Origin of the sequence: Paenibacillus sp. RC67 (assembly GCF_030020805.1) — a bacterium.
Taxonomy (GTDB): Bacteria; Bacillota; Bacilli; order Paenibacillales; family NBRC-103111; genus Paenibacillus_S.
In genome coordinates, this window is record NZ_CP125098.1 from 4551529 (window position 1) to 4569611 (window position 18083).

General features: G+C 44.3%; 19 protein-coding genes, 1 pseudogene and 1 other annotated feature. Of the genes and pseudogenes, 3 read left to right on the forward strand and 17 right to left on the reverse strand.

Annotation, left to right across the window (positions count from 1 at the left end; all coding sequences use genetic code 11):
* Positions 1-104 precede the first annotated feature (104 nt).
* From QMA13_RS20805 to QMA13_RS20850, 10 genes and pseudogenes are all read right to left on the reverse strand, one after another.
* Complete coding sequence (locus QMA13_RS20805; protein ID WP_282935652.1) at positions 105-689, reverse strand: lysophospholipid acyltransferase family protein; 585 nt, start codon at positions 687-689, stop codon at positions 105-107.
* A gap of 1 nt (position 690) precedes the next feature.
* Positions 691-1371, reverse strand: a complete 681-nt coding sequence (gene cmk, locus QMA13_RS20810; RefSeq protein WP_282935653.1) for a (d)CMP kinase — start codon at positions 1369-1371, stop codon at positions 691-693.
* Between the two features lie 145 nt (positions 1372-1516).
* On the reverse strand, positions 1517-1729 hold the full coding sequence (locus tag QMA13_RS20815; RefSeq protein WP_282935654.1) for a hypothetical protein: 213 nt from the start codon (positions 1727-1729) through the stop codon (positions 1517-1519).
* A gap of 65 nt (positions 1730-1794) precedes the next feature.
* Positions 1795-2448, reverse strand: coding sequence for a flagellar brake protein (locus QMA13_RS20820; protein WP_282935655.1), 654 nt, complete (start codon positions 2446-2448; stop codon positions 1795-1797).
* Between the two features lie 218 nt (positions 2449-2666).
* Positions 2667-4025: a germination protein YpeB gene (ypeB, locus tag QMA13_RS20825; protein ID WP_282935656.1), complete on the reverse strand. Its 1359-nt coding sequence runs from the start codon at positions 4023-4025 to the stop codon at positions 2667-2669.
* 126 nt (positions 4026-4151) lie between these two features.
* Positions 4152-4313 carry a hypothetical protein gene (locus QMA13_RS20830; protein WP_282935657.1) on the reverse strand — a complete coding sequence of 54 codons (162 nt, stop codon included), beginning with the start codon at positions 4311-4313 and terminating at the stop codon, positions 4152-4154.
* 51 nt (positions 4314-4364) lie between these two features.
* A complete protein-coding gene (gene prsW, locus QMA13_RS20835) occupies positions 4365-5057 on the reverse strand; it encodes a glutamic-type intramembrane protease PrsW (RefSeq protein WP_282935658.1) in 693 nt (230 codons plus the stop codon).
* A gap of 24 nt (positions 5058-5081) precedes the next feature.
* A pseudogene (locus tag QMA13_RS20840) lies at positions 5082-5535 on the reverse strand (Glu/Leu/Phe/Val family dehydrogenase); the annotation flags it as partial.
* Between the two features lie 124 nt (positions 5536-5659).
* Complete coding sequence (locus QMA13_RS20845; RefSeq protein WP_282935659.1) at positions 5660-6268, reverse strand: genetic competence negative regulator; 609 nt, start codon at positions 6266-6268, stop codon at positions 5660-5662.
* 200 nt (positions 6269-6468) lie between these two features.
* Positions 6469-6807: a hypothetical protein gene (locus QMA13_RS20850; protein WP_282935660.1), complete on the reverse strand. Its 339-nt coding sequence runs from the start codon at positions 6805-6807 to the stop codon at positions 6469-6471.
* A 105-nt stretch (positions 6808-6912) separates the two neighbouring features.
* Here QMA13_RS20850 and QMA13_RS20855 point away from each other — a divergent pair, with 105 nt between their 5' ends.
* Positions 6913-7779: a polysaccharide deacetylase family protein gene (locus tag QMA13_RS20855; protein WP_282935661.1), complete on the forward strand. Its 867-nt coding sequence runs from the start codon at positions 6913-6915 to the stop codon at positions 7777-7779.
* Positions 7780-7851: 72 nt separating this feature from the next.
* On the opposite strand, the gene QMA13_RS20860 is transcribed toward QMA13_RS20855, so the two are convergent.
* The gene (locus QMA13_RS20860) at positions 7852-8067 is read right to left on the reverse strand and encodes a hypothetical protein (protein WP_282935662.1); all 216 of its coding nucleotides are present in this window, start codon (positions 8065-8067) and stop codon (positions 7852-7854) included.
* The gene (locus tag QMA13_RS20865; RefSeq protein WP_282935663.1) at positions 8068-8661 is read right to left on the reverse strand and encodes a CPBP family intramembrane glutamic endopeptidase; all 594 of its coding nucleotides are present in this window, start codon (positions 8659-8661) and stop codon (positions 8068-8070) included.
* Between the two features lie 66 nt (positions 8662-8727).
* On the opposite strand from QMA13_RS20865, the gene QMA13_RS20870 reads away from it, so the two are divergent.
* Positions 8728-9645 (forward strand): hypothetical protein, encoded by a 918-nt coding sequence (locus QMA13_RS20870; RefSeq protein WP_282935664.1) that lies wholly within the window; start codon positions 8728-8730, stop codon positions 9643-9645.
* A gap of 144 nt (positions 9646-9789) precedes the next feature.
* Here the strand turns inward: QMA13_RS20870 and QMA13_RS20875 are convergent, their stop codons facing one another.
* Positions 9790-10116, reverse strand: a complete 327-nt coding sequence (locus QMA13_RS20875) for a rhodanese-like domain-containing protein (protein WP_282935665.1) — start codon at positions 10114-10116, stop codon at positions 9790-9792.
* Positions 10117-10383: 267 nt separating this feature from the next.
* Positions 10384-10636: a binding site (T-box leader), on the forward strand.
* A gap of 135 nt (positions 10637-10771) precedes the next feature.
* Between QMA13_RS20875 and serA the strand changes: the two genes are divergently transcribed.
* Complete coding sequence (gene serA, locus QMA13_RS20880; protein ID WP_282935666.1) at positions 10772-12358, forward strand: phosphoglycerate dehydrogenase; 1587 nt, start codon at positions 10772-10774, stop codon at positions 12356-12358.
* Between the two features lie 131 nt (positions 12359-12489).
* On the opposite strand, the gene QMA13_RS20885 is transcribed toward serA, so the two are convergent.
* The 4 genes from QMA13_RS20885 to resB are packed head-to-tail and all read right to left on the reverse strand — an operon-like array spanning position 12490 to position 17995.
* Complete coding sequence (locus QMA13_RS20885; RefSeq protein ID WP_282935667.1) at positions 12490-14337, reverse strand: ATP-binding protein; 1848 nt, start codon at positions 14335-14337, stop codon at positions 12490-12492.
* 1 nt (position 14338) lies between these two features.
* Positions 14339-15055 (reverse strand): response regulator transcription factor, encoded by a 717-nt coding sequence (locus QMA13_RS20890; RefSeq protein ID WP_282935668.1) that lies wholly within the window; start codon positions 15053-15055, stop codon positions 14339-14341.
* Between the two features lie 28 nt (positions 15056-15083).
* Positions 15084-16313, reverse strand: a complete 1230-nt coding sequence (gene ccsB / locus QMA13_RS20895) for a c-type cytochrome biogenesis protein CcsB (protein WP_282935669.1) — start codon at positions 16311-16313, stop codon at positions 15084-15086.
* Positions 16314-16315: 2 nt separating this feature from the next.
* Positions 16316-17995 (reverse strand): cytochrome c biogenesis protein ResB, encoded by a 1680-nt coding sequence (gene resB, locus QMA13_RS20900; RefSeq protein ID WP_282935670.1) that lies wholly within the window; start codon positions 17993-17995, stop codon positions 16316-16318.
* Positions 17996-18083 lie beyond the last annotated feature (88 nt).

Consider the following 18083-nt stretch of genomic DNA (forward strand, 5'->3'; position numbering starts at 1 on the left):
AACCTAACTCAATGAAATGTAGTTACAATTGCTGCTATCTAATATAATTTACCGGCGCAATAAGTATACGCGGTTAATTGTTTTTCTAAGTATTCCACATTTTATCATTTCGATTCGTATTCTTTCACTAACGATCGAATGACACCCATAATCTTTTCCGTTGCTTGCTCTAACCCTTCCGAGCCTGCATCGGCGAATTCACTAATATCGACCGGTGGGCCGTATACTAGCATCATTCTTTTAAATAATTTATAATTCCCCACGATAGCTGCCGGAATCACCGTCGCACCCGACTTCAAAGCCAAGCTTGCAGCCCCTTTTTTGCCCATGCCTCCCGCATTGTGTCGGGAGCCTTCAGGAAAAATCCCAATAATGTTATTTTCCTTGAGCAGTTGAAGCGAGAGTCGAATCGATTCCTTGCTAACGCCTCCGCGCTTAACGGGAAACGCACAGATTCTCGGAAGAACCCATCCAAGCACCGGTACATCGAACAGCTCTGCCTTGGCCATATAGTGTACACGCCTGGTGACCAATGGACTTCCCAATAATGGAGGATCAAAATTACTGGTATGGTTCGCGCACAATATAACAGGAACTCCACTTGGAATATGATGAATTCCTACAACTTTCAGACGATATAATGTCCGGAACAAAAAATGAAATATGGCGCGAAGCGTTGAGTAAAGCATGTTACTTCCCCCCGCCGACTTTGGATCTGCAAAGTTCCAAAATACGTTCAACCACTTCAGAAATCGTCATTTCTGTCGTATCCAGCAATATGGCATCCGCTGCTTGAACTAAAGGAGAAGTCTCCCTCTGCTCGTCCATCCTATCGCGGGAAGCGATCTCTTGTTCCAGCTGCTCCAAAGTGACTTCCGGACGGCTGTCCTGAATCTCCTTGTGGCGCCTTTCGGCTCGAATCCTTACGCTGGCTGTCAAAAATACTTTTAATTCCGCGTCGGGCAGCACATGACTTCCGATATCTCTACCGTCCATCACAACGCCTTTATCCTCCGCAAGCTGCTTCTGCATCTCCGTCAATATGCGCCGCACTTCTGCAATTTGCGATGTACGGGATACATTGCCGGTAACGGCAGCTGAACGAATCTCAGCAGTAACATCCTGCCCGTCCACAAACACTTGCTGCCCCTCTTCTCCAGGAATGAGACGAATATGAAGCCGTTGCGCAACGGAAATCACTTCCGCTTCCTGCTCGGGTCGAAGATTTGCTTGCAAAATGCTCCATGTGACGGCTCTATACATAGCCCCGGTATCTACATAAACGAAACCAAGTTCATTGGCGACTAGCCGGGCAATCGTGCTTTTCCCTGCTCCCGCCGGGCCATCTATAGCAATGTTGATTTTTTCCAAAACGCGGGCCTCCCAGCAATAAAAATGAACAATGATGCAACAAATAATAAAACAGGCCCTGCCTGTGATCGAAGAAAATTATACCATAGGTGCAAGAAGGATTGCAAAACTCTTCGAGACCATTCGCCTTTTAACGACGCTGGCTCTACTTGGAATGATTGTAAGGGATGCCTTCCATTTGCTCTACTTTTACCAGATAATAACGAAGTGCTGGTATTTGCAGCAGTAATTGAAAAACTATAAGAAAGGAAAGAAGGACATATAACGCTCTCTTCAGCCACTTTTCAACAAATCCAGAGAATCTAACAAATAAATCATCATATTCCGAATCATTCTTCTCCCTTGGTCTGCCGCTCATTTGCACCACCACTCCATCAATTGCTCATTTCGTGGTAGTCTACCCATTATTTCTCATTTCATGCTCTACCTTTTGCGGAAATCCAGTTGACGTTCGAAGCAATAACGAATAATTTTTTGCCTGTTTTGGTCTGTTATCTCGGCGTACCTCAGCATAACTTGCTGTTTGCCGGTTTCCAATGGCTTGATACGAACTAGTTCTCCCTTGAAAGGAACATGCTCAACCTGGTTGCTCTTGAATTGCAGTAACAGCCAGCAGTTAACGGTTTGCTGAGTGGTAAGCGGAATGTAACCATCGCATAGAAACGATATCCCCCCGCCACCGACATCATCGGTAACAGCAACGAATTTTAGCTGCTCGGAGTAAGCAACGGCAATCTCCAGTTCTGCCGGTACCCGCAAGAAGTTACGGCGCTGAACCTTCGTTATGGATTCTGGGTCGGGCTTTTTTATATGTACGGTTCGGATGACATCATCCGAGAAGCCAAGCACGGTCGTAGTGAAATAGTTTTTCACACCGCCATCGGTGATAAAAAAGGCTGACAGCTCGTCCCCGATATAAAGTCTTTTCAAGCGGCCTGTCCGCTCATTCATCGGCACTTCCATGCTGATCTGGCGATCCGTAATGTCGGCAATTCTGGATTTGAACTCTTGTTTTGCCTCGTCTTCGTCAATCGAATTGATTTGTATATGTAAAATCTCATTCACTTTCGGCAGCAAAGAAGCACACCTCCCCTAGAAGTTAGCAAAAAAGCAGTACCAAAGCACTACATTTCCCTATTTATTATAACATGAAGGCAACATATGGGAAGCATAAAATAACCCTACAAAGTGGTGCCTCTAGTATCGAAGTGGATTCAGGTACTTTGCGGGAAGCCCCGAAACTTATAAAATATATAAAAAAAGAAGAAGCTGCTGACAGCCTCTTCTTTTAGATGTTAAGATTGTGTTACTTGCTGCTCATCTTTTCCAAGGCGATCAATTTTCTCCTCAGTCCCGGTTTCCCCATTTATGTAGATCCGGTAGACGCTTCCGTTAATACGCCCTGTATATTCATAACACATAACCTCATCTTGTGCATCGTTGCGTATCAAGGCCATCGATTCGTTATCCACTTTCAAATTCGAGTTCAAAGCTTTGCGTGCTTCTTCCGCAGTAAGCTTAGGTGCTTTGAACTCGCGATCCTTGTGGTCAAATACATAATCACTCGCCTGCAGACCCAAGATTTCACCGTTATCCAGCGCTACTTTTACCGAAACTTTGTCCAAGTAATTGATGACATCATTTTTGCGGCTAGCAAACGTAATATTGGCATTATTATTGTATTCGTCATAAGATACAGCTGTCATATTCTTGTAGTCATGAGTGTCCAAAAATTCGGCAGCCGTATCGCGCGCGTGGCGAGCCTCGATTTTTTTCTCAGTAACACTGCGAGGTGCCGTGAACCATAGCAGCTGTCCTCCCTTGGTGCTATAATCGAGGTGCACTCCATCAGACGATTGATTACGAGGAGCTGTAACGCTGAAGGAATGGTACTCTGTTCCCGGCCCGTTCTCAACGACCTGCAGCGCGGAAGCGTCAGGCATATTTAAGAATTGGGCAGCTTTTGTTTTAATCTCTTCAGCAGTCACATCATTACCGGAGAGCATATTCATGTCTCGTTTTTGGTAAATGTTCATCACCGATGGACTCCACTTCACATCAGAGTATTCCGATACTTTTTTGTCCACGGTCTGAAACCCGTCAATGATCGCATTGTCCATCGGTTCTTTTTCTGTCGCCAACGCGGTCTCAACGTCCATCCAGCGCAAATTGCTTGCCAGCACTTGAGACTGCATATCCCGAAGACTTGTAGATATTTCAGAGGCATGCTGGTACAGGGCGTTCAGGGTTCCCATCTCTTCCTGACTTAATGGTTGCTTGTTAAGGTCTCTTAAGGCTGCTCTGTACGAGAAGTTAGACATATTGGCCAGAAACTCTTCTGTCTTATTAAATGGCAGCAAGGATAATGGAAGCTGATTGATCTCGCTCTGAGCTTGACTCGTTATGCGCCAAACATTGATCAAACCTTTTTTGTAGCTGTCCTGGGAAGCTGTATTAACGGCTAAAGTATTGCCCAGCTCGTTATGCAGCTTATCTACGTGAAAGGACAAGTCATGAAAAGCCCTTTGGTATTGATTCTCTGCTTTAATGAGTATCGAGTTTTTTTCTTGATGCTCCAAATAGCCCCACACACCGGCTCCGATCAAAGCGACCAATAAAATCGGAAACATAACAATACTTAATCTACTGTACATGGTTGTGAAATCTCCCTTCTTCAGCCAAACTTGGCTTTAGTTTTCGCTCTAGGAAGAAGTCTTATGCACAAAAAAAGAAGCTTTTGAAGGCGCGCGTAATGCGGTCCATCGTTGGCTTCTTTTGCGTTAAAAATCATGAGTCTCAATCTCAAAGTCATTCGCATTATTACAGATACACTGTTTAAACCCTGTATCGATCTTGCCCTTCTCTTTCCTGCCTCTTAAAATAAATCTCTCACCGCAGTTATTGCAGCGAATGGTCACTTTCACGCGATCGTTTAAAGACATGCATTCCCTCCGGTTTGTATAGTTGAATATTGTCAAGTATTGACAAACCGGTTAAATTTTAACCCGCTCTTCCCTCTGAACAACGCGAAGGGGTGATGTGGCATTAGCATTTGCTACTTTACGCAAGCTCCGTATCCACAAAAAAACCATCAACGGTATCATAAACCAGATCCAATACGTTTTGGTTGTAGCCAGTACATAATCGAATACGCCATGCCAAAAAATCGGAAATAAAAGTGAGAATACCAAATGTCTTGTAGATTGATGCGAGATGAATTTGGCTTTTCCCAAATGATAGCCCATGATGACGCCGAACATCGCGTGCCCCGATACGGGGAGCAGCGCTCTGAAAAGTAGGCTGGATATGGATGACGAGTTCAGCAGAGCATAAAAGACGTTTTCCAAGGTCGCAAACCCGAGTGATGCTGCTACCGCATAAACAATGCCATCGTAAGGTTCGTCAAATGATGTATGTTTATAAATAATAAAATAAACGAGAAACCATTTTAGAAACTCTTCGATTCCTGCGGAAATAACAAAGCTGAATATGAATGGATTTTCTCCAAGAGCATGAACAAACGCACGCTGCAATACCATAACAGGAAAAACGAGCAGAACGCCGAACAAGAATACTTTCAGAACCAAATGAATAGGCTCCGTATCGTAACGATCCTTCAAATAAAAATACGCTAATAGAGCGACACCGGGCGCTATCGCCGCCGCTAAGATCGAGAAGACGCTCATGTGTCCCCCTCCATTCCTATATGATCAGACCCACCCTCTAAACTTGGCGGCTTCAGCCATTTTACGAACACCGACCATATACGCGGCCAGACGCATATCGACATTTCTTGCAATATGAATATTATAGACATTTTCAAATCCTTTTTCCATTACTTCTTGCAGTCTGGCATGCACTTCCGCTTCTGTCCAGTAATATCCTTGATTGTTTTGCACCCATTCAAAATAGGATACGACAACGCCTCCGGCGCTTGCCAAAACATCAGGTACGAGCAGTATGCCTCGATCCGATAATATTCTGGTAGCTTCCAGGGTTGTCGGGCCATTTGCCGCTTCAACAACAATTGCAGCTTGAATACGATCCGCATTGGCTGAAGTTATTTGAATTTTCAATAGCCGCTGGAACCAGAATATCACATTCTTGCTCAAGTAGTTCCTTATTCGTCAAGTTATTTTCGAACAATTTGGTAACAGTAAACGCATTTTTTCTTGATACCCTAATGATCGTTAGTCATCAACCGCAAAAAAAAGCATTCCTCAAAAACAAAATGTTTTTGCTGAACGCTTTTTGCGGGCTTATTCATAGCTATGTGTGATGTTGCTTTTTATTTAAAATGGGTACAGAGCACCTTCACAGCATCGGACGCAATAACCGTCTTGCCGTACTCCTCAAGAACCGCACGAGTTACGGTAGCCGCATCACCGAACTCCGACAGAACCGCAATAACAGCTTGGTATCCGCTCTCATCCAATTCATCTGAGTTTAATTGCAGGAACCATTTGTTCTTGTACGAGAACAGAATTCCACCATCAGAATCAGCGACTAATGGATTCAGCACCTTGGCCATACGCAGTAAGTCTTCAAAATCATGAAATACATAGGAGATTTGATCGGTTTGCTCTAACGTAACCTCAAGTTCATACATCTCTTCGACTTCCTCGTCGTAGGACTCAACGGAATGATGGAAATCGACCTTACCGCGCGTAACGATAACGACCATACCTTGTGCAGGAAGCTGCAGCACCTCAACGGCAAGCGGTCCAGACGGCTCGAAGCCAAGCTCGGAATACGCCTGATCCATCATATCGCTGAACAGTTCATGTACTTTAGGGATTTCTCTCCACATATCATCCTTTTGAATGCCTCGCTCCGTCAAGTCGTCGAATGTGAGGAAAATCCGTATCTTGTCCTGACTTAAACGCTCCATTTTCATACAGGATTCCTCCTTGCCGACGCGTATATTTATAGCTTATGAAGTAAGGTTAAAAAGGTGAGTAAGCATTTATGGCTTGTATTCAATTATATGACTATTATATCACAACATAACAATAAATGTACGAATGACCTGAAAAAAAGAAAAGACATAAGCATGGGTTCTGCTCATGTCTGGTACTTCCGATCCATCTACAGGGTTCATTGAGTCTGATATACTTCTTTTTGTTGATTCTCCGCCAGGATTTCATCAACCACCGCTTTGATTTCAGGCTCTTTGTTGATGATTGCTTCCACCCTGCCAAGCCCATCGGACACTGAAGACTCATCCTTTTTCATACTGGAAAACGACTCGGATGCATGATGCGGCTTATCGGCAGAACGTTCCGAGGATCGTTCCTTTGATTTATCCGATTGGTTGCCTAGCGATTGATTTTTACTGCTGATAGCGGAGAACAGCATCGATTTGCTTTTATTATTGAAATAAATAACAGCGGCTGCACCAACCAGCCCACCAAGTAAGAAAGATCCGACTTTCATAGCTATCCCTCCATCCGTTTGATTACACCCGTATTTTCCGCTATGAAGTGACGGACCATGCATGATAAAATTAGGAAATCACCACAGAACAGGAGACTACTCATTATGAACAGAAAGCTGCTTTGGGGGCTAACCGCCTTTCTTCTTCTTACAGCATCCGCTTGTCAAAATCCGGCTAAGCCATCTGATACTGCCATGCAACCAGCAGCTGGGAATTCAAACGGTGCATCGGATAACGTCAATAGTAATCCAGCCCAACCAATACAAACAGTCAAACCGACGGACGCATCGCCTCAACCCCAACCGACTGCAGCTCCAGCTGAGACACCCAAGAAGTACAGGTTGAATCCAAAAAGCTATGACATCCTGCCCATCGATCCTTCCGTAACCGAAAAAAAGATGGTCCTGCTTTCATTTGACGATGGGCCTAAAGATAAGGAAATGCTGGACTCCATGTTAAATACATTGGACAAGCATCATGCTAAGGCGATTTTCTTTGTTAACGGGTATCGGGTCAAACAAAAGCCAGAGCTCCTGAAGCTCGTACATGAACGCGGACAAACGATCGGTAATCACTCCTGGGATCACATCGATCTGAAAAAGGAAAGTCAGGAAAAGGTGAATCAGCAAATCAGTGATGTTCAAGCCATAGTAAAGGATGTCATTGGAGAAGCCCCTCGCTTTTTCAGACCACCTTTCGGTTCAGGTGGGGATCTGGTCAAAGCCAAGGTGAAAGAGGAGAACATGCTCTTCATGACATGGTCCAACGGCTCGAAGGATTGGGAGATGAGCACTAAAAGCAACAATCCGGATCAAGTCGTAGCTAATGTGCTGGAGCAGCTCCGACCGGGCAGCAACATCTTGATGCACGAACTTCCGTGGACTGATAAAGCTTTGGATAAGCTGCTTACCGAGCTGGAGCAAAAGCAATATGGTTTTATTGATCCGTCTACCATCGAGATAACGCCTTGATTATACGGACAGACAATCACAAATAAAAAAATCCGCCATAATAGGCGGATAGTAGTTAAATATAAATGATTTCTATCCATGTTTCTGAAGATAATTCCAGCCCCAAATCAGTAAGCCTACTACAAGCAAGATGAACAACCACAGCAAGGTCCGGTAAAAGACCGGGAGCCATCTCTCCTTCTCCGTAGGGTGCACCGTATTGCGCGGGGGAAGAAAGCGATCGTCCTCCACTTCTTCTTCCGGGCCTTGTTTGTCTTGTATGTCCATATCTTGTTGACTTGAACGCATTTAATCCTCTCTCCTGTAACGAATAATGCACCCCATAATTAAATCAATCACAAAATGTGCCACAATAGGCGTTAACAACGACCCTGTTTGTATATAAATCCATCCAAGGCCATAGCTTATGCTAAACACAAGGCCTGTCATTAGCCAATGCTGCAAATAGCGAATATGAATTGCCGCGAACAAAATACTTGTCCAATAGGGTCCCCAGGAAGCTTGAATAGCCCCTCTGAATAATAGTTCCTCACAAATGGCCACTACCAGCGACATAACGATAATATGCCATAAAGGACGGTTTTTGAACAATAATTCATTAATGCCACCGTCATCCGTCACTTCAGGCGGTACCCATCTGGATATGAGCACATCGACAACCAGTACAACCAAAGCAAAAGTGACTCCCCATACCGGAATCCATATTCCTTGCTTTAATGAGAACATTTGAGTTAGTGATGGCCTTTGGAATAACATAATAATGGCACCCAGCAAAACGACTAACAACTGCGTCATGTACAAATTCATAATCAGAAAGCGATCATCGATTTCATCGACATTGACCTGCCTGAATTTGAATTGTTTGAAATTAAATTTTTTCATGCAAATTATTCCTTTTTTCGACAGGATCACCTATACTATCAATAAAAAACATCGAGGAGCTTGCACATGGAGAAAAGGTTGACCCGTACAGATTACTTATTTGTCCTCATCTTCATTTTTATGCTCGTACTCGCTCTCGGCACCTTTTTCTTCGGAGTCAAATTGGGTCAAGAACGTTCCGCCGCGAAGTACGAAAATCAAATCTCCCAGCAGCAGGAAGCTGCCAAAGTGTATTCTGCTTATCATCAACAGTATCTGGTGTCTTACTATCATACCATTTATCAACCGTACAGGGAATTTCAAACGAGCTGGTTTGATAAATTAAACGAACTTGAGGTCAATCGCTCTACGGATGCCTCTCTAATACTCAAGGGCTTGTCTAAGCTTGCCAAAGAGAAATATGACGAAGTCAGCACCAAATCCATGCCTGACTCCTCACCCCTATTGCAAGAAGGACAGCAAAACTATGCTAAAAGCCTCAAACTGTTTTATGAAGCTCTAAGCAGCATGCAGCCCAAAGCCAATTCCATTCCTGGAACGGAGCTTCTTAAGGAAATGGAGCTTAATTCCTATCTGATTGAAGCCAAAAAGTTCGCGTTGGCCGCGCAAAAAAACTATTATGACTCCATCGTCAAATGGCAGGAATCTGTGACGCCTCAATTAAAGCACACAGATGTCAGCAAACCTCTGACCATTCAAGATTGGAACACACTTCCCTTAAACGTAAAAAACGATTATATCGCAAACCTGTTGACCGGCACCAAGACGTATAAACCGTTTACGCCTCAGGATCTAGCTATTCGAATAGACGAGATGATTACAACAGGACAAGCCGCTAAATATAACTTGAATCAAATTCAGCCTGTGGTTGACGTACTCTTAGCTACCGATGCCGTTCGATCCGGAGATTTTATCCGCAATAAGAGCAGATGGTACCCTAATGAAACCCTCCCTCAGCTGCCCTTCTTTATCAATCAAAACTAATATTTCCCCCAAAGTGGAGCCTTTAGCTTCGAAGTCGATTCAGGGTATTTTGCGGGGAGCCCTGGAATTCTATAGGTTAAAAAAGCCGTTTCAGACAGACCAAGGTTGGCTGCACTGAAGCGGCTTCTATGCTTCCAGTTACGATCAATCGTATTGGAACCCTTTTATCATAGCAACGGCAGCCATGCCGCCTTCAACATTGATGACGTCCTCATAGCCCTGCTGTCGCAAATAATAGCATACGTTAGCACTACGAACGCCGTGGGCACATACGATATATAGCGTTCGATCCCTCGGAAGCTCCGTCATACGAGCAGGTATCGTATTCATCGGGATTAGCTTTGCCTCATCAAGGTGATAATAATCCCATTCCATAGGCTCTCTTACATCAATTATTAACGAATCGCCCAGATCCTTCTGGTCCAATTTATCCACAAATGATCTAGGGTCAATCATTTCAAAAGACTCCATTCAACACATCTCCTTTTACTCAACGCCCTGTAAAGAACAATAACGAAAAATTCACAATTGATCAAGTAAAAACCATTGCATTCCTAACGAAATTGCCATAAAATATGATTTGTTAGCACATAAAAGCGAACAATAATCGCCTTTATCGTGTCTAGCGTACGTAGATCTTGTTTCCTAAGATCATCTACAAAATGGGTCCGATCATCCTTTTCGACACCTATTGACATGACTCTAGGGGTCATGGTACGCTAATGAAAATTCATTTTACAATCGACTTTGACGGAGACAGTATGAACCGGTAATGCGCAGAGAGCCGATGGTTGGTGCGAGTCGGACATTATCCTTTATACAGAGCACTCCAGAGTTGCTGTATTGAAATGCTTTCGATCAGGTCGGAAGATAAAGTAGGTACAGCCGGGTAGAAACCGTTACATTTCTGAGTCTTAGGACTCGCGAGGCTGCTCGTGTGAACGTGCAGCGAACTAGGGTGGTACCACGAAAGTAACTCTTCGTCCCTTTTATACGGGCAATCGTATGGGGATGAGGAGTTTTTTTATGCTCATTTTCAAAGTGATGGGCTTTAAGAACTGGTTATTCCGCACTTCACTTTTGAACTTGAGCCGCTAGAAATTATACTAATTTGGAGGTCTGAACAATGTTTAAAGTGTTAGTTATGGATGGCATCAGCGACATGGGGATTCAAATGCTGTATGATGCAGAGGATGTTACCGTAGAGAAGAAAAACGGTTTGTCCGAGGACGAGCTTATCGCTATTATTGCTGATTATGATGCTTTGATGGTCCGCAGCCAAACGAAAGTAACCGAAAAAATTATGAATGCTGCTGCAAACTTAAAAGTTGTCGGTCGTGCAGGCGTCGGCGTTGATAATATCGACCTTGAAGCTGCCACTAAACGCGGTATCGTTGTTATTAACGCTCCAGATGGTAACACCATTGCAACTTGCGAGCTGACTTTCGCTATGATGATGTCGGTTGCTCGTTCCATTCCTCAAGCTTATAAGAAAACAGTCGGCGGCGAATGGGATCGCAAAACTTTCGTGGGCGTAGAGCTTCGCAATAAAACACTAGGCATCTTGGGTATGGGACGCATCGGTAGCGAAGTTGCCAAGCGTGCCAAAGTATTCGGCATGAACGTTATCGGATACGATCCATTCTTAACAGAAGAGCGTGCGGAAAAAATCGGCGTGAAGCTGGGTACTGTCAATGAGATCGCAGCGCAAGCCGACTTCATTACGGTTCATACACCGTTGACTAACGAAACTCGCCATATTATTTCCCGCCCTCAGTTTGAATTAATGAGAAAAGGCGTTCGCATCATCAACTGCGCTCGCGGCGGCATTATTGACGAGATGGCATTGGTTGAGGCCATTGAATCGGGTATCGTTGCCGGTGCGGCATTCGACGTATTCGAGCAAGAGCCACCTACAGCAGATCATCCTTTCTTGAATAACCCTAAAATTATCGTTACTCCACACTTGGGCGCTTCCACTGTAGAAGCACAAGAGAACGTAGCGATCGACGTTTCCGAAGAAGTACTTCATATTTTGCGTGACGAGCCGTTCAAAAATGCAGTTAACATGCCTCCAGTTCCACCAACCGTATTGAATAAGCTGCAACCTTACTTCAACCTAGGTGAGCATCTTGGACAATTTGTTGGTCAAATGACTGAGGGCGCAGTAAAAGAAATCGTAGTGAACTACTCCGGCGATCTGAGCGATGTAGATCCTACTCCACTTACCCGTTATATTGTAAAAGGCATTCTGGCTAACCAGCTTGAAGGTGTTAATATTGTTAATGCTATGCACTTGGCAAAAACTCGCGACGTGAACATCGTTACCCAAAAGTCGACGGCTTCCAAAACATTTACTAACCTGGTATCCGTTACTTTGAAAACGAAAAATGAAGAGCGCACATTGGCTGGAACTTTGCTTTCCGGTTATGGAGAAAGAATTGTACAGATTGATCAATATCCGGTTGATATCGCTCCACACGGTCATCTGCTGCTGATCTCCCACAACGATAAACCAGGTATCATCGGTAAAGTGGGCACATTACTCGGAAGCAATGACGTTAACATTGCTACAATGCAGGTTGGACGTAAAGTATTTGGCGGATCCGCAATCATGGTACTCACAACAGATAAAGCCACTCCGAAAGAAGTGTTGGAGCAGCTTGGACAACTGCCTGAAATCGAAAACGTAAGCGAGCTTACTTTACAATAATTTTATTTTGTTTCACGGACAACAAGATTAACTTCCTAATTTCAACAAAAAGAAAGAGCTTCCGATATGTTTATCGGAAGCTCTTTTTTATTCATGTCGAGTTTTGATGCGAATCATGTAGAAAATAGCCGTTATTGAGGATTGCAAGGAAGTATAATGGAAAAGGTCGTTCCTTGACCGACAGCGCTTTTGACTTGCACAGTTCCTTTATGGGCTTCCACTATACTCTTGACAATAGAAAGGCCTAGACCAGTGCCACCGGTAGTTCCTCTCGTGCGTGCTTTATCCGCCTTGTAGAATCGTTCAAAAATGTAAGGAAGATCACCAGCAGGAATACCTTGCCCTTGGTCCGTAATCTCAAGCAGAATCGCATCTCGTCCATCATACACATGTTTCTGAGCACTTACTTGGATCTGCGCTTGCGCCGGTGTATGACGTATAGCATTATCGAGAAGATTGGTCATTACCTGCTCCAGTCGATCTTCATCAGCGTGAGCTAGCAGCAGCTCTTCTTCAGGAAGCTCCGCTGTCATTGTAATTCCCCGTTCCTTAGACAATGCGGCGAACTTCCTATGCACACGCCTTATGAAGCTATTCAGATCTACTTCACGGAAATGCATCTCCATATTGCCGGTTTCCATCCTCGCCAGATCTAGAAGATCACGAACCAATCTGCCCATACGAAGTGACTCGTCATGAATAACCTGAGCCAGCTCCTTCCTCTCCTCAGGAGAAGAAGCGATATCATCGACTAAAGCCTCACTGTATCCTTGAAGCATAGATAACGGAGTGCGTAGCTCATGCGATACGTTAGCAACAAAATCTTTTCTCAGCTTATCCAGCATAAATTCTTCTGAAACATCCCTCATAACCGCAACAACGCCGCGCACTACGTCACGTGAATACAACGGAGCCATAACGATCGACCATACCTCATTATGCACATGCAGCTTGGATGTAATTTCGTTCGCACCATTTATGACTTCCTCGAACAGTGGGCGAACAGGCGGCGGTATCATGTCGATATGCATGTTCTGCTCTGTATCGACTTCCTTCTCCGAGCCAAAGTCTTTCCATTGAATCTGTCCCCAGTCTCTAACAATCTTGTAGCCCTGAGGGTTAGTGAGAATCACTTGTCCATCCGCATCGAACGTAATTACGGCATCTGCCATACTTCGCAATACGCTGGATAAATGCTCTTTCTCATGGTTAAGCGCCTTGATCGTATCGGATAGCTCTTCTCCCATCCGATTGAATGTTTTGGACAGCTCCCCGATTTCATCGTCTGAAGAGATCGGTACCCGCGTACCGTATTCTCCATGCGATATCAAATCAGCGGCTTTTTTCAGCTGCTGCAGCGGCTGTGTTATTTTGGTTAACAGGAAGAAGGCGAAGAACGTCGTCATAAGGAATCCAGCCAGTGAAACGTAGGCAAATAAGCGCATGACATAAGCTTGTGTTTCTTCAACCGATTGAGTTGATTGGAACAATACCGCAGCCCCGATGATGTTTTGCTGCGATGCGTCTTTTAAAGGCACAGCAACAGCCGAATACAGGTTGTTGGTTCGCTGCTTAATGCCACCCTTCCCGACAACTTTATTATCGATGATTTGTCCAGCAAAAACCTGTTGCATATCCTGCTTACTAAAAAAGTCATCATAATGCAGGTCAGCCATGCTTCCAGCCTCAGCAACAAAGCCGGATTGCTTAAATTGCTTGTCTACAATAAACACCGTAGCTTCCTGAGCGCTTAGTAAGTCGTTAACCATTGTAATATAATGGTTATCTTCGCTGTGAACCGATATACCGTCAGCAACCTTCAAGCCCAGTTTATGCAAGCTTTCAATCTGGTCCTGCGATTTAGGAAATGAGGTTTGCAGGTATTGAAAAAGGAACAAACCTAATACCATCAATATAACAGCAACCAGCCCGATGATTGTTAACCAAAGCTTCCCGACAATACTTTTTAAAATAAACACCTTATTTAGGCACCTCGAGTTTGTAGCCTACGCCCCAAACCGTAGTAATCATGGCAGCAGCATCCGGCGAAACTTTATTCAGCTTTTCACGAAGTCTTTTCACATGAGTATCCACCGTCCGAAGATCACCGAAAAATTCATAGTTCCATACGTCCTTCAACAGCTCTTCTCTGGAAAATACTTTGTCCGGAGATACAGCCAAATAATGAAGCAGCTCGTATTCTTTTGGTGTCAGCGCGACCTCTTGCCCTCCAGCCGTTACACGATGAGCGTCATGCTCAATAACGAGATTCGGGAATACGATGTTATTACTCGTGTTCACCTCTTTGGACAAATAAGCAGTGACGGAAGAACGGCGTAAAATCGCTTTTACACGATATATTACCTCACGTGGACTAAAAGGTTTAACGACGTAATCGTCTGCACCCATTTCAAAGCCCTGCACCCTATTCGTCTCTTCGCCTTTGGCCGTCAGCATTATAACGGGAGTTGATTTCACCTGACGTAATCTGGAGCATACCTCGTTACCGTCAATGCCCGGAAGCATGATATCAAGCAAAATTAAATCGTAGTCGTTCTCCACTGCTTTCTTCAAAGCAGTTTCTCCGTCTTCCGCTTCTTCTATCGTAAAGTTTTCTTTTTCCAGGTACATGCGAAGCAAACGGCGGATACGCTCTTCATCATCCACGACCAATATAGTCATTTTTCTTTCTGTCATTTGATTTCATCCCTTTCCTATTCAATTATCAAACACCTGCGTATGAATGCAATCCTGCAATGACCAGATTGACACCGATCAAGGTAAACATAACGACGATAAAACCGATAACGGCCAACCAAGCAGATCTTTTCCCTTGCCAGCCTCTCGAAAGACGGAAATGCAGATAGGCTGCATAATAAAGCCAAGTAATAAGTGCCCATACTTCTTTGGGATCCCATCCCCAGAAGCGTCCCCATGCTTCAGCAGCCCAGATCATGGCAAAGATTAATGCACCTAATGTAAAGATCGGATAACCGATTGCGATGGCACGGTAGCTGATTTCATCAATATCTTCTGGATCGATGCCTTTCATCAAAGGACTAATGGCAGCTGATAACGATTTTCTTGCGATCAAACGGAGCACGGCATATAAAATGATACCACCGATCAATGACCAAAGCACGGTATTCAGCTTTCTCGCTGCACCGCTTCCTTTAAACCAGGAAGGAGATTCGAATAAAGGCTCGGTCATTCCAATGAAAGGCTTCATTTCGATAACCTGGGAGTCCTTAGGCATAACAATTGGCGGCAGCACGTATTCTGCAGTTTGCTGGATCGAAGATCCTTCTGTTGCAGGCAAAGCGAATTTAGCGCTGTATCCTGCTGCATTGAAGCTGAAGATAGTGATAACGAAAGCAACAATGGTTACTAAGAAAAACATCGTTATTTCTACGCCGAATCTCTCTTTTTTACCGGCTTGATCTTTACTGTTAAAGTTAATAGTTCTTAGCAAATACATTAATCCAGCTGCAAAGCCTACCGCAAAGAACGCTTCACCTGCAGCAGCCGTGGTCACGTGAATTTTCAGCCAATAGCTTTGCAGAGCTGGAATTAACGGCTGAACTTCTTTAGGGAACACCGATGCGTACGCAATAATAATAATACCTACCGGCAAAGCGAACACTCCAAGAACCTGGGAACGATAAATGAAGTATACGATAATAAAGGCAAGCATGACCATCATAGCAAGGAATGTCATAAATTCAAACATGTTGCTCGTTGGAATATGACCCGCTTCCGCCCACCGTGTAAAGAAGAAAGCTGCATGACAGAGGAAACCTATAATGGAAAAAGTAATCCCAGCTTTCCCCCACTTTTCACTTTTAGCTTCCGAATCTTGCCGATTCAAATTCTTACCTGTAATACCGATTACAAAGATCAAAAATGCAACGCTGTACACAATGAAAGCAAGAAATAACAACGTACTGCTGTCCACTACTACAACACCCCTGCCTCTAATGTCTTGGGATCTACTTTTATCCCGGATTTATGGAGAATATGCGCCACTTCTTTTCGAATGCCGAACCAATTCTTATTGGTGTGCGCACCTAACGACAGCTGACCTTCGTCAATTCTTACCCAAACGCGGCGATGATGCCAATAGAAGCCCATGATCAAACCGATCATCGATATGGCTGCTCCAACCCAAATGAACGGAAGCGCGCGATCCACCCGGATATTCAAGTAGCTGGTATAAGAAGAGAAATTCACATCAGCCATCGAATTGACGGAAAGATCGAATTTTTGGGCAATGTCACCATTAATCTGATCCTGAGCAAATGTCTCTTTATCTACTTGTCTAGGAAAATAGATGAATGGTTGGCCTTCTGTAGCGAGCCCGGGTCCCGTTATGTAAAAGATAAACGCAGGTGCCTTAGCTTCATTGGATTTCGTCATTGGAGACCCTTTATCATCCAAGCCGAAATCAGGGAAGTACCCTTTAAGCTTAAATTGATATGGCCCTACCTTGTACTCATCAGCGGGTCGGCTCATCGAAAGCTCCATACTTCCGTATACTTCTCCGGTTTGTTTGTTTTTCAGAGACGGTTTAACGGATATCAACAAAGGATTTTCTTTATAATCATATTGATAAGCAAGCAATCCTTTATAATTAAGCGGCTTGTTTACGACAATATCTTGGCGGTGAACCTCCTCGAGCGTTGGCTCCTTCAGCGGATCATCACAGTAAGCCGTACATTTGTACAAGACAGCCTTGGTTTCGTAAATTTTAGCGACAGCTTGTTGTTTGGCCCGGAAATCAGCCGACATCTCATCTTCCGAATAATAATCCACGGTGAATTTTTCGTTCTTCAAGTAGTAGGATGTTGAAGGGATTTTCACAGGGGTTCCTTCAGGGAAAGCTACGTATTGGTCCATGTTCCAGCCAGGAAGGCTGCGCATTAGAACGGCCATCAAAAATATGATAAGCCCGATGTGATTAATATAAGGGCCCCAGCGGCTGAATCTGTTCTTCTCCGCCAGAAGCGCCGTACCATCCGTATGTACGCGGTATCTCTGCTTCTTTAAAGCCTTGGCCGCTTGATCAATCCAAGCTCGTGATTGCTGGTCTATGTCGGCTGTCCCATGGTTGTCATTGATGTGGCCAAAATAAGACACTTTTTGCCGTAAAATAAAGCTGCTATGCTTGCGAATCTGCTGTTTGCTCAAGGCGCGATACAACGGAAGCACCCGATCCAAGCTGCAGACAACAAGTGATGTTCCTATCATAAAAAGCAGTGTAATAAACCACCACGATTCGTATGTACGCGATAAACCCAGCATATAGTAGATTTCGCCGATCGTTCCGTACGTTTCCTTGTAGTAGGTAGAGGGATCGAAGTTAATAAAGTTGCTTTCTTGCGTAAAGATAGTGCCCAGTGCGGCTCCCAACAGCGTGATAATGATAAGATAGATGGCGATCTTCACGGATGAGAAAAAGTTCCATACCTTGTCGAGCAAGCCTGGGTTAGCTTTCTGCGAACGTCTTGCGACACCGTCATAGCGCATTTCGAGCGGTTCAGTGCTCTCATCATCATACAGCGGTTTGCCGCATGATTCACAAAGTACAGTCCCGACTAAATTTTGATGGCCGCATTCGCATTTTGTATTTTGAATCATGGTGTCCTCCTGTGAGCTTTTCGCGAAAAGCTTACGTCATAAGCTTAAGCTGCGTCTCCATAGGAAACCAGCCTCGCTACATTGCATT